Origin of the sequence: Burkholderia sp. Ac-20392 (assembly GCF_017104585.1) — a bacterium.
GTDB lineage: Bacteria > Pseudomonadota > Gammaproteobacteria > Burkholderiales > Burkholderiaceae > Burkholderia > Burkholderia lata.
Window position 1 is genome coordinate 1 of record NZ_JAAGPB010000271.1, and the last position, 11,501, is coordinate 11,501.

The 11,501-nt window shown below is 66.8% G+C and carries 12 protein-coding genes; 7 read left to right on the top strand and 5 right to left on the bottom strand.

The window, feature by feature from the left end:
- Positions 1-1,290, top strand: a 1,290-nt coding sequence (locus tag G3N99_RS25185; RefSeq protein ID WP_206123749.1) for an aldehyde dehydrogenase family protein, incomplete at its 5' end; no start/stop codon positions are given.
- A gap of 130 nt (positions 1,291-1,420) precedes the next feature.
- On the opposite strand, the gene G3N99_RS25190 is transcribed toward G3N99_RS25185, so the two are convergent.
- Positions 1,421-2,305: a patatin-like phospholipase family protein gene (locus G3N99_RS25190; RefSeq protein WP_206123750.1), complete on the bottom strand. Its 885-nt coding sequence runs from the start codon at positions 2,303-2,305 to the stop codon at positions 1,421-1,423.
- Between the two features lie 476 nt (positions 2,306-2,781).
- Here G3N99_RS25190 and motA point away from each other — a divergent pair, with 476 nt between their 5' ends.
- From motA to G3N99_RS25210, 4 genes are all read left to right on the top strand, one after another.
- Entirely contained in the window at positions 2,782-3,651 is an 870-nt protein-coding gene (gene motA / locus G3N99_RS25195; RefSeq protein WP_011356381.1) for a flagellar motor stator protein MotA, read from the top strand.
- Positions 3,652-3,661: 10 nt separating this feature from the next.
- Positions 3,662-4,618 (top strand): flagellar motor protein MotB, encoded by a 957-nt coding sequence (motB, locus tag G3N99_RS25200; protein ID WP_206123751.1) that lies wholly within the window; start codon positions 3,662-3,664, stop codon positions 4,616-4,618.
- A 235-nt stretch (positions 4,619-4,853) separates the two neighbouring features.
- The gene (locus G3N99_RS25205; protein WP_206123752.1) at positions 4,854-5,405 is read left to right on the top strand and encodes a hypothetical protein; all 552 of its coding nucleotides are present in this window, start codon (positions 4,854-4,856) and stop codon (positions 5,403-5,405) included.
- Positions 5,406-5,525: 120 nt separating this feature from the next.
- The gene (locus G3N99_RS25210) at positions 5,526-6,872 is read left to right on the top strand and encodes a DUF2325 domain-containing protein (RefSeq protein ID WP_174939909.1); all 1,347 of its coding nucleotides are present in this window, start codon (positions 5,526-5,528) and stop codon (positions 6,870-6,872) included.
- 82 nt (positions 6,873-6,954) lie between these two features.
- Here the strand turns inward: G3N99_RS25210 and G3N99_RS25215 are convergent, their stop codons facing one another.
- From G3N99_RS25215 to G3N99_RS25230, 4 genes are all read right to left on the bottom strand, one after another.
- Positions 6,955-7,278 (bottom strand): LysR family transcriptional regulator, encoded by a 324-nt coding sequence (locus G3N99_RS25215; protein WP_034188511.1) that lies wholly within the window; start codon positions 7,276-7,278, stop codon positions 6,955-6,957.
- A gap of 105 nt (positions 7,279-7,383) precedes the next feature.
- Positions 7,384-7,875 (bottom strand): molybdopterin-dependent oxidoreductase, encoded by a 492-nt coding sequence (locus tag G3N99_RS25220; RefSeq protein WP_174937910.1) that lies wholly within the window; start codon positions 7,873-7,875, stop codon positions 7,384-7,386.
- A gap of 141 nt (positions 7,876-8,016) precedes the next feature.
- Positions 8,017-8,784 carry a DeoR/GlpR family DNA-binding transcription regulator gene (locus G3N99_RS25225; protein WP_206123753.1) on the bottom strand — a complete coding sequence of 256 codons (768 nt, stop codon included), beginning with the start codon at positions 8,782-8,784 and terminating at the stop codon, positions 8,017-8,019.
- Positions 8,785-8,827: 43 nt separating this feature from the next.
- Positions 8,828-9,508, bottom strand: a complete 681-nt coding sequence (locus G3N99_RS25230; protein ID WP_174937906.1) for an MgtC/SapB family protein — start codon at positions 9,506-9,508, stop codon at positions 8,828-8,830.
- Positions 9,509-9,779: 271 nt separating this feature from the next.
- On the opposite strand from G3N99_RS25230, the gene G3N99_RS25235 reads away from it, so the two are divergent.
- Both G3N99_RS25235 and G3N99_RS25240 read left to right on the top strand, forming a co-directional pair.
- Positions 9,780-10,721: a choline ABC transporter substrate-binding protein gene (locus tag G3N99_RS25235; protein ID WP_206123754.1), complete on the top strand. Its 942-nt coding sequence runs from the start codon at positions 9,780-9,782 to the stop codon at positions 10,719-10,721.
- 23 nt (positions 10,722-10,744) lie between these two features.
- A complete protein-coding gene (locus tag G3N99_RS25240; protein ID WP_174939900.1) occupies positions 10,745-11,425 on the top strand; it encodes an HAD family hydrolase in 681 nt (226 codons plus the stop codon).
- Positions 11,426-11,501 lie beyond the last annotated feature (76 nt).

Below are 11,501 nucleotides of genomic sequence, written 5' to 3' on the forward strand. Positions count from 1 at the left end.
CCGGCCGCGTTCGGCTGGCGCGATACGCCGCCCGCCGAACGCGGCCGCATTCTCGCGACGATCGCCGAGCGCGTCGAAGCGTCGCGCGATCGCCTTGCCGCGCTGCAGATGCAGGTGAGCGGCAAGCCGCCGTTCGAGGCCGACGCCGATGTCGGCGACGTCGCCGCGACGTTCGCGTACTACGCGAAGCTGTGCGAAGACCCGGCGCTGTTCGCGGCCGAACCGGTCGCGCTGCCGAGCGACGCCGTCACCGCCGAACGCTTCTACGATTCCGTCGGCGTCGCGGCGCTCGTCATGCCGTGGAACTTCCCGATGGTCACGACCGCGTGGAAGCTCGCGCCCGCGCTCGCGGCCGGCTGCGCGGTCGTGCTGAAGCCGTCCGAACTCACGTCGCCGACCGAGCACGCGCTGCTCGACATCGTCGCCGAAGCCGGCGTGCCGGCCGGCGTCGTCAACGTCGTCAACGGCGGCGCCGACGTGGGCGCGGCGCTGACCGCGCATCCGCTGATCGACAAGATCTCGTTTACCGGCAGCACGGCCGCCGGCCGCAAGGTCATGCAGGCCGCCGCCGTCGACATGAAGCGCGTGACGCTCGAACTCGGCGGCAAGTCGTCGCTGATCGTGCGCGACGACGCCGATCTCGACGTCGCCGTGTCGCTCGCGGTCGCGGGCGCCTTCACGAACGCGGGCCAGATGTGCTCGGCCACCGCGCGCATCCTCGTGCACGACAGCGTGTACCGCAGCTTCATGGCCGCGTTCGAGACTGCCGTGCGCGCGCTCGTCGTCGCGCCGCCCGCTGCGGAACAGGTCGCGATGGGGCCGCTGATTTCGGCCGCGCAACGTACGCGCGTCGAAGCGATGCTCCAGCAAGGCATCGATGCGGGCGCACGCGTCGCCTTCAGCGGCCGCGTGGCGGATGCCGGCGGCGACGGCTTCTTCATGGCGCCTGTCGTGATCGCCGAGCCGGCCGCCGACAACCCGCTGTGGACCGACGAAGTGTTCGGCCCCGTCGCATGCGTGAAATCGTTCCGCACCGACGACGAAGCGATCGCGCTCGCGAACGACACGCGCTACGGGCTCGTCGCAACCGTCGTGACGCGCGATGCGGCCATCGCGAAACAATTCCAGCAGCGCGTGCGCGCGGGGCTCGTGTGGATCAATGCGCCGCAGCTCATCTACCCGCACGTGTGCTGGGGCGGGTTCGGACTCAGCGGCATCGGTCGCGAACTCGGCGTGGCAGGGCTGCGCAGCTATCAGGAACTGCGCCACGCGATGCACGCAATCGACTGACCAGTGCGGCCGTTCAGGCCGTTGGCGGCACCGTGTCTCGTGGCACGGTGCCGTTTTTTTTTGGCTTTCCGGGAAGCGGCCCGGCAACCGACGTGCGTCGATCATGCGTTTGCACGGCGCGCGAGCCCCCTCAATGCGACAACGCCGCCGCATGGTCGTGCTCGCGCAGCGGGCCAGGAATCGCGCACGCCGCGAGCCCGCCTTCATCGATCCACGCGCGCGTGCGTTCCGCGGCCTTGTCGATCAGTTGCGCGCACTGCGAGTAATCGTATGACGACACTTCCAGCGGACAGAGCGGCGGCACGACATGGATTTGCGCGCGTGCCCCGTACAGCTCCAGATCGCGCACCAGTTGCCGCGCGATCACGAGCGTCAGCGCGTGCGTCGCATGCGCGATCGGGCTGCGTGGCGGGACGCGCAACGCGCAGGCGAACCCGGCCGGCAGCACGACGACTCGCTTGACGCCGAGCGCGATCGCCACGGAGATCGGCGTATTGTTCGCGACGCCGCCGTCGACGAGTTCCACACCGCCGATGCTGACCGACGGAAACACGCCGGGAATCGCCGCGCTGGCCTGCACGGCATCCACGACCGGGCCGGCGGACAGCACGACTTCGCGGCCGCTCAGCACGTCGGTCGCGACGATGTGGAGCGGCAACGCGGCTTGCTCGATCCGTCGGTACGGCAGGTTCCTTTCCAGCAGCAGGCGCAGCGCATCGGCCTCGACCAGATGCGGCCGGTTGCGCAGCAGCATCGCGATGAGGCTGCGCATCGAGAACGGCATCACGTCCTGGCGGCGGATCCTGCACCACAGCGCTTCAAGCATCGCGACGCCGTCCGCGTCCGGCCGGCCGGCGAAATAGGCGGCATTGATCGCGCCCGCCGACGCGCCGATGACGCAACCGGGCCGTTCGCCGCTCGCGACCAGTTCGCGGAGCATGCCGACCTCGATCGCGCCAAGACTGCCGCCGCCGGCAAACACGAAGGCGGTCGGGGGAGTGGGATCGGACGTCACTGTATGCCCTCCTGCGGTTGGCGGCGACAGCGCTTTCGCCATGATGGATCGTGCGGCGCTCCTGATGTCCTGATGAAAACCCTGCCGGGTTGCGGCCCCGACCGTTCGTGCGGCGATGCGCGCCGCGCTCCCCGGTATCCCGCGACGTCCCTTTTTGGAAGTCGGTTGCGTCACTCCCGCCCCGTTTCCCGCTCGCTTCCCTCCGGGCATTCGCGCGATGGCCGCGCATTTTTTGACTTCGATCAAGAAAACCGCGCGGAACGGCAGGTGCAAACGTGTGCAACGCATGCATCACGCGCGATCCGTGGAATCACGGGTTCAGTTGTCCAGACGATCGCCGTTATTGCATCAACACCCGCCGATCGACGCCGTCCTGCAGCAAATCGGCGCCATCGCGGGCATGGAGCGGGGCATCCAGGCGCCCCGCTCGCTTTTGAACAACGGATGCAGCAGCGCAAGTCGCGGACGAGGTAATCATGTTTGTAGCCATCGGGTGGATCGTCGTCATCGGGTCGGTGATCGGCAGTTTTGTCGGCGTGGGCGGCCATTTGCCGGCCTTGCTGCAACCCTTCGAGTTGCTGTGCATTTTCGGCGCCGCGCTGGGTGCGTTCGTCGTCAGCAATCCGGTCACGACGCTGAAGAAGACGATCAAGACCCTGCCGACCTGTTTCAAGGGCGGCGGCTATACGAAACAGCAGTACGTCGAACTGATCGCGCTGCTGTACGAGCTGCTGCAGAAGGCGCGCCGGGACGGCATGATGGCGCTCGAGGCCGACGTCGATGCGCCCGAGCAAAGCCCGCTGTTCCAGAAGTATTCGCACGTGCTCGAAGACCATCATCTGCTCGACTTCATCGTCGATTACTTGCGGATGATGTCGGGCGGCAACGTGAACGTGCTGGAGATGCAGGACCTGATGGACGAGGAACTGCATACGCACCATGCGGAGGCGTCGGTCGCGGCCAATGCGATCCAGAAGATGGCGGACGGCCTGCCGGCGTTCGGCATCGTCGCCGCGGTGATGGGGGTCGTGCATACGATGGGCTCGGTCGGCGCGCCGCCCGCCGTGCTCGGCAAGATGATCGCCGGCGCGCTCGTCGGCACCTTCCTCGGCATCCTGCTCGCGTACGGCTTCGTCGGTCCGCTCGCGGATCTGCTCAACGCGAAGGGCCGCGCGGCGGCCAAGCCGTTCCAGTGCGTGAAGGCCGTGCTGCTCGCGTCGATGAGCGGCTACGCGCCGCCGGTGGCGGTGGAATTCGGCCGCAAGGTGCTGTTCACGGCCGATCGCCCGAGCTTCAAGGAGCTCGACGAGGCCGTCCGCGCGACGAAGTCGCCCAAGGCCGCGTAACGGAGGCGCCATGGCCGACAGTCGCTCCAACCCGTCGAAACAGTCCGTCGCGGCATCGCTCGTCGTCGTGCGTCGCAAGAAGGGCAAGGACCACGACGCCCACCACGGCGGCGCATGGAAAATCGCGTACGCCGATTTCGTCACGGCGATGATGGCGTTCTTCCTGCTGATGTGGCTGCTCGGCTCGGTCTCCAAGTACGACAAGCAAGGGATCGAGGACTACTTCAACACGCCGCTGTCGACGCTCCTGTCCGGCGGGAAGGATGGGCAGGCGCCGCGACCGAGCGTCGTGCAGGGTGGCGGCCGCGACATGACGGACCCGGCGCCGGCGATCGACTCGAAAGCGCAACCGGTGCCGGCCAGTTCGCCCACGGCACTCGCCGGCAACGTCGACACGCAAAAGCTCGAACGCCTGAAGGCCAAGCTGACCGCGGCGATTGCTCAAAGCCCGTCGCTGCGCGCGTACCAGGACCAGATCCGGATCGCGATCACCAACGAGGGTTTGCGCATCGAGATCGTCGATTCGCTCAAGCGCCCGATGTTCGCGTCCGGTAGTTCGCAACCCGAAAGCTATGCCACCGCGATCCTCAGCCAGATCGGTACGGCGCTCGACGATGTCGAAAACCGCGTATCGATTGCGGGGCACACCGATTCGACGCCGTATCCCGATGGTTCCACCGGCTATTCGAACTGGGAGCTCTCCAGCGATCGCGCGAACGCGGCGCGGCGTGCGCTGGTCGCGGGCGGGTTGCGGGAAGACAAGCTGCTCCAGGTGCGCGGGCTCGCGGATGTCCTGCCGCTCGACAAGAACGTGGCGGACGAGCCGACCAATCGCCGCATCAGCATCCTCGTGATGAACAATGCGGCCGAGCAGGCGTTCTTTCACGACGGTGGCCGGACGACCGTCGACGAAACGGCAGGTGCCAGGGCCGCCGGGCTGCCGGCGGCGGTGACGCGGCAGCATTAGGCGCGTTCGCGACGTCCTTGGGCCGGAGGTGTCCGGCCACGCGCAAGATCCTCCTGCCCGGCAGCATGTCCGTCCGCGTCACGGCCACGTTCGGAACGGCCGTAAGCCCCATCGACTGACCAGTCGGCCGCCCAGGCCGTTGACGGCACCGTGCCTCACCCACGGTGCCGTCTTTTTCTGCGCACTCGATATATTCCGTAGAATATATCGATACCTGCACTTCCGGAGACTCGTCATGCCCCGCACGCCGACGGACCGCGCCCCGCAGCGCACCGCACGGGAACAGCCGCTCGCGCGCAAAATCAGCGCGCTCAGGCCGCTGTCGAGCGACGCGCGCGCGCAGCAGGTCACGGATGTCGTCGACGCGTTCCGGCGCCTGCGCGGCAGCGTCGTGCGCTTCATCCGGATGTTCTCGGCCGCACACGCCGACGACGCGCCGGACGATGCGCTGTCCGCCCTGGGTTTTCGTGAACTGCTGTCGACGCTCGAAGACGAAGCCCGCGCCGCCCGCTTCACGCGCCTGCCCGAACTCGAACGGGTGATTGGCCACGCACGCCGCCTCGAACGCACGCGCGACGACGTGTTCTCCGATTCGTTCAGCAACGACCCGGCCGCGATGCGCGACGCGGTCGCCGCGCTGGAGCGCGTCGATGTGCTGTTCGTCGGGCTGTGCGTCGAGTACGTGATGGCGCGTCACGCGCCGGCATCGCTCCCCGTTTCGCCCGAGGCCGCAGCCCCGGCCCCTGCCGCACTGCCGCTCGCCGACCATCCAATCGCGCTCTGCTGACCGCGCCATGCGGCCTTGCTCCGTGATTTCCCCGGAATTTCGTGCGTTATATTCCGTGGTATATTTCGCTAATCTTTCGCGCATCCGTCTCCGGCTCGATCACGCCGGACAGAGGTCACCATGCACGCTCCGCCCTTTCGCCTTGCCCGCACGGCGGATCTCTCGTCACCCGGCGGTAATTTGCCCGCGGCAACCGGCGTGCGGGTCGACGCATGCTGCGCGCCGTCGCGTGCGCAACTGACCGAACTGAAGCGCCGCACGCGCCTGTCCGAGCTCGATGCGAACCTGCACTGCTCGATCATCGGCACCTGCCTGACCACGCACGAACTGCGCAGGCTCGTGCCGAAGTTTGCCGACCTCGACCGCCAGCACGCGACCGACCTCGAGATCCATCACGCGGCCGTCGAGCTCGCGATCGACGGCACCGCCGGCGCCAAGGCGTTGCACAAGGCGCTCGACGAGCGCTACGCCGGCGCGATCCGCGCGTTCGACAGCGCGAAGGACGCGGACGAACTCCTCGCACGCTGGAAGGAAGCGCTGAAGAGTGGCGACATTCCGCCCGCCTACTGGGCGCTGATGACGCATCCGCGCACGACGATGGGCGTGCGCCAGGCCGCGTTCGGCGACCTGCACATGCTGTCGCACCTGGTCGGCTCGGCCAATCGCGCGGATATCCGGCGGCTGGTCGCGCTGGAGGAAGAGAATGCGGCGCTGCACGCGAAGATCGAACGGCAGCAGGCGCGCCTGCACGAAATGAGCGCGCAGCGCGACGCGGCGCTGCAGGAACGGGACGCCCTCGCCGCGCGCCAGAACGCACAGCCGCTGGCGGCTGAAAGCGTATTGCGCGACGAAGTGCACGAACTGCGCGAAGCGCTGGCCGCGCGCGACGAACGGCTCGCGCTGCACACGAGCCGCCGCGAGGCAGCCGAGCAGCGGATCGCCGCGGAACAGGCGAGCGCCCGCGCGATGCGCGCGCGGCTCGACGACCTGATGGCGATGGTGAAAACGCTGCGCGCCGAGGCGAGCGCGATCGAACAGGCGGTGCAGGCGTCGGCGGACGATCCGGCCGAACGCGCAGCCGATCCGCTGTCGATCCTTCAGGGTGCGCGTCTGGTCTATGTCGGCGGGCGTCCGGGCTCGAACCGCGCGATCAGGCGGATCGTCGAAACGGCGGGCGGCGAGGTGACGCTGCACGACGGCGGCATCGAGGATCGCAAGGGCCTGCTGGCAGCGGCGCTACCGGGCGCACAGATGGTCGTGTTCCCGGTCGACTGTATCGACCACGATTCGATGAACCTGCTCAAGCGCATCTGCGAACGCCACCACATCGCGTACTACCCGTTGCGGACGGCGAGCGTCGCCAGTTTCGTCGAACTGATCGGGCGGCTCGATGCGCAGGCGCGCGACGTCATCGCGCCGGATGCCGCCACGGGCGACACGCCGCGCTTCTGCCTGCGACACGGCTAGGGCATGGCTCGCTTCGCCGCATGCGTTGCACGCGGCCGTTCAGCGGAGCAGTGAAAGCCCGTTGTCAGCGTAAGCGCACCCTTCAGCGCCGTACCATTTTCGTGAGCGCGGCGATGTCGTCGGCACAGGCCGCGTAAGCACGCGCCTCGATCCCGCGATAGAGGCGGATGATCTCCTCGCCGACCGGCGTGAGCACGCTGCCGCCGCCGCTCTGCCCGCCATGTTCGGATACCGTCGCCGGCGATTTCAGCGAGCGGTTCAGTTCGTCCATCAGCAACCACGCACGCCGGTACGACATCTTCAGGCTGCGCGCCGCCGCCGAAATCGAACCGTGCTCGCGCACGGCTTCGAGGAGCGCGACCTTGCCCGGCCCGAGCGCGATCGTGTCGGCTTGCTGGATACGCATCCTGAACCGCACCTCAGGCTTGGGGTGTGCCGGTGTCTTCATGTTGTCCCGCCGTTTGAACGATGCGGGCAAGCATACACGATGGCCGGTGCGGCGCGTGCCGGTTCAGAGCTCGAGCACGCGCGCGACGATGCCGGCCAGCCGCTTCACGTGGCGCGGCGCGGGCAGGAGATCGGCGCCCGAGAACAGCAGCGGCGCGCCGTCGTCGATCGACAGCGGCGCATCGCCGCATTCGAACGCGACGATCACGTGTTCGCCGACGGGCGTGTTGAACAGCTCATGCCAGGAAAACGTGACCGCGTAGCCGTCGTGCGCATGCGCGATGAACACCATGCGCTTGAAGTCGCCCGGCGCGTCGTTGCGCAAGCCCGCCGCGTCGAGCAGGTCCTTCAACCGCGCGCCGCGATACGGCGCGACCGAGCGGATGAAGCGGTTCGTCGTGAAGCAGCGCAGGTCGAACGGCTCGGCCGTCGCGCTCGCGTGCCGGCGCAGGTCGTCGAGCGTCACCGTCATCGGCCGCTCGAATGCGCCCGTCAGCGCGATCGAGCCTGCCGCCGCCTGATGCGCCGAAGGCGCCGCCGTCCCTGCCATCTCCATCGCCCGCCTCCATGACGGCCCGCCGGTAGGCGTGCCTGCGTTGTATCGACGGATATATTACGCCGCTAAAAAAACGGCCGACAGAATGCGCGCCGCATGGGCGGCATAACGGCAGCCGATCGTGCCCCGCACAGCATGGCGCTACGCCAGCACGATGTGCTTGATGGTTTTCTTGAGGCTCTTGTAGCTGTCGACCGATTCCGCCTTCGTGTCCGTCACCAGCGTACCGATCCGCGCCGGCTCGCAGAAGCCGATCCGGCTGTTCGTGCCGAGCTTGCTGAAATCGGCCAGGATCGCGACGTCCGCCGCGTTGCTGACCATCGCGCGCGCCACTTCGGTTTCCATCCGGTCGTAGTTGGTCGCACCACGCACGGCATCGACGCCCACCGGCGACAGCAGCGCGAGATCGGCGCGATAGCGGAAAATTTCGGCGACCGTGCCGTCGCCGACGGTCGCGGCCGCGCGGCTGCCGATCATCCCGCCGAGCAGGATCGTTTCGTTGTTCGCGTGCGTCGGGTCGCTCGACCGCATCTTCAGTGCGACGTCGATCGAGTTCGTGATGATCGTGAGGCCCGACAGCTTCGCCAGTTCCTCGGCCAGCAGCGTCGTGGTCGTGCCCGCGTCAATGAACAGCGTCTGCGAGCCCGTGACCAGCCGGGCCGCCGCGCGGGCGATCGCCAGCTTCGCCTTCACGTGCGTCTGCGCACGCTCGGCGATCGGCGCTTCGTCGCCCACCTGCACCGCACCGCCGTGTACGCGCTTCAGTTCACCGAGCGCCTCGAGGTCGACGAGATCGCGCCGCACGGTTTCCCGCGACACGTTCAGGTCGGCCATGATCCGGTCGGTGGAAACGCGCTGCATCTTCGATAACAGAAGCCGGATCCTCTGGTATCGCTCTTCTTGCCACATGGAATGTCCTCGGAATGAACGTCAATGTTATTCGAATGGCGAACTAGGCTGCGCTCTCCTCCAACTTTTTGATGCCGACGAGGGTCTGCAGGGATTGACGGACCGCCTGGACCTCGCTGCTCGTCATCTTTGAAAACACCACGTGGATGCGGTCGTCGTCCGGCGCGGCGTCGTCCTGCTCGATGATGAACTGGACGATGCGCGCCTGGTCGATGCCGGGCATCGCCTGCAGCGACGTCAGCTTCACCGCGCCGCGGCTCGCGAGAATCCGCACGCCCCAGCGCTGCCGCACCGCGAAGAAGCGCTTCTCGATCGGCTTCAGGCCGGCCAGGATCGCGAGCACGATCGCCGTCGCGGCGATCGCGGCCACGTACATGCCGCCACCCACGGCCAACCCGACCGCCGCCACGACCCACAGGCTCGCCGCGGTCGTCAGGCCGCGGATGATCTCGCCGCGCAGCATGATCGAGCCGGCGCCGAGGAAGCCGATGCCCGACACGACCTGCGCGGCGACGCGCGACGGGTCCAGCGACACGTTCTTCGCATTCTGGATATCCGCGAAACCGAACGCCGACACGACCATCACGAGCGCGGCGCCCACGGCCACCAGCATGTGCGTGCGCAATCCGGCCGCCCACGACAGGCGCTCGCGCTCGATGCCGACGATGCTGCCGAGCAATGCCGCCAGCAACAGGCGGGACACGATTTCCAGCTGACTGATCATGCGAGGTCTCCTTGCTTTGCCTGGTCTACCTGATGAAGCACGGCCCGCCTGGGCCGTCTCCCGATTGTTCCTGCCCTCGCCCGCCCGTCGCCCAACCCGGCAACCGGCAAGTTGTATTTTTGTGCGATCTTGCGATTTTGTGCGTTCTAATATACGGTACGCAAAACTACAAAGCCAGACCCAAGTTCGTTTGTTTCATCCGATCAGCACGATCAATCGTCAGACCATTCAGGCAACACGATCCGGAACACTTGCTTAGGAGACCCACATAATGAAGAAGGCATGGATGCTGGCCGCAACACTGCTGGCCGCACTGGCGACGGCGCCCGCTCACGCGTCGGAAGGCGACGTCTGCAAAAAGGTGACGCTCGGCGATGTCGGCTGGAGCGACATCGCCGCCACCACCGGCGTCGCGATGATGCTGCTCGACGGGCTCGGCTACGAGGCGACCAAGACGATCGCGTCGCCGCCGATCGTGCTGGCCGGCGTGAAGAAGGCGCAGATCGACGCGTTCCTCGGCTACTGGGATCCGAGCATGACGCCGACGGTCAAGCCGTTCGTCGACGCCGGCGCCGTCCACCAGCTGCCGCAGCCCAACCTGATCGGCGCGCGCTACACGCTGGCCGTGCCGCAATACGCGTCCGACAAGGGCCTCAAGAACTTCGCCGATATCGCGAAGTTCCGCGACCAGCTCGACGGCAAGATCTACGGGATCGGCGCCGGCAACAACGGCAACGCGCTGATCCAGCGGATGATCGACAAGAACGAGTTCGGGCTCGGCGGCTTCAAGCTGGTCGAATCGAGCGAGGCCGGGATGCTCGTGCAAGTGACACGCGCGGTGCAGGAGCACCGGATGATCGTGTTCCTCGCGTGGGAGCCGCATCCGATGAACATCAACTACAAGATCGCCTATCTCGACGGCGGCGATACCGTGTTCGGCCCGAACTACGGCTCCGCGAAGGTCTACACGCTCGTCACGCCCGGCTACCTCGAACGCTGCCCGAACGTCGGCCGGCTGCTGACCAACCTGAAGTTCACGACCGACGAAGAGAACCAGTTGATGGTGCCGATCATGAATCACGCCGATCCGGTCGCCGTCGCGAAGGAATGGGCGAAGAAGAACCCCGGCGTGCTGTCGAAATGGCTCGACGGCGTCACGACCATCGACGGCAAGAACGCGAAGGACGCGATCGAGAAGCTCATCGGCGCCTGAACACGCAACACAAGGAACCACCCATGTACAAGAATCTCGCGCTGTTCGACCTCGACCACACGCTGTTGCCGCTCGACAGCGACCAGGCGTGGAGCCGCTTCATCACGCGAGTGGGCTGGCGGGAAGACGACGCGCACGTGGCGCTGATCGACGAGCACTACGGTCACTATGCGGCCGGCACGCTCGACATGGACGCGTATCTCGCCGTGACGCTCGCGCCGCTCTCCCGCTATCCGCGCAAGGTGCTCGAACGCTGGCATGCACGATTCATGGACGAAGTGATCCGTCCGGCGATCACGCCGCAGGCGCGCGAGCTGGTCGACCGGCATCGCGAGAACGGCGATCTCTGCTGCATCGTGACGGCGACCAACGTCTTCGTCACGCAGCCGATCGCGGCGGAATTCGGCATAGAGCACCTGCTCGGCATCGAGCTCGATACCGACGACGGCACGCCCGGCGGCGCATTCACTGGGCGCAGTACGGGCGTGCCGAGCTTCCGCGAAGGAAAGATCGTGCGCACGACCGCGTGGCTCGCGTCACTCGGCTACGCGCCGTCCGATTTCGAACGCACCTACTTCTACAGCGATTCGATCAACGACGTGCCGCTGCTGGATTACGTCACGCATCCGGTCGCCACCAATCCCGACTCGAAGCTGTTGCAAGTGGCAGGCACGCGCGGGTGGCCTGTCATGAAGTTGTTCTGATTCGGGCGATATTCTCTGCTGTCCATTTTTCATGTCTGGAGGGGTAATGAAATACGGAGCACGCAGCAACAGTCTC

Excerpts from the sequence above, each read along its gene's own strand:
- G3N99_RS25240 (WP_174939900.1), top strand. The coding sequence starts at position 10,745 with ATGTACAAGAATCTCGCGCTGTTCGACCTCGACCACACGCTGTTGCCG.
- G3N99_RS25225 (WP_206123753.1), bottom strand. The coding sequence starts at position 8,784 with ATGTGGCAAGAAGAGCGATACCAGAGGATCCGGCTTCTGTTATCGAAG.
- motA (WP_011356381.1), top strand. The coding sequence starts at position 2,782 with ATGTTTGTAGCCATCGGGTGGATCGTCGTCATCGGGTCGGTGATCGGC.
- G3N99_RS25235 (WP_206123754.1), top strand. The coding sequence starts at position 9,780 with ATGAAGAAGGCATGGATGCTGGCCGCAACACTGCTGGCCGCACTGGCG.
- G3N99_RS25210 (WP_174939909.1), top strand. The coding sequence starts at position 5,526 with ATGCACGCTCCGCCCTTTCGCCTTGCCCGCACGGCGGATCTCTCGTCA.
- G3N99_RS25220 (WP_174937910.1), bottom strand. The coding sequence starts at position 7,875 with ATGGAGATGGCAGGGACGGCGGCGCCTTCGGCGCATCAGGCGGCGGCA.
- motB (WP_206123751.1), top strand. The coding sequence starts at position 3,662 with ATGGCCGACAGTCGCTCCAACCCGTCGAAACAGTCCGTCGCGGCATCG.
- G3N99_RS25230 (WP_174937906.1), bottom strand. The coding sequence starts at position 9,508 with ATGATCAGTCAGCTGGAAATCGTGTCCCGCCTGTTGCTGGCGGCATTG.
- G3N99_RS25215 (WP_034188511.1), bottom strand. The coding sequence starts at position 7,278 with ATGCGTATCCAGCAAGCCGACACGATCGCGCTCGGGCCGGGCAAGGTC.
- G3N99_RS25205 (WP_206123752.1), top strand. The coding sequence starts at position 4,854 with ATGCCCCGCACGCCGACGGACCGCGCCCCGCAGCGCACCGCACGGGAA.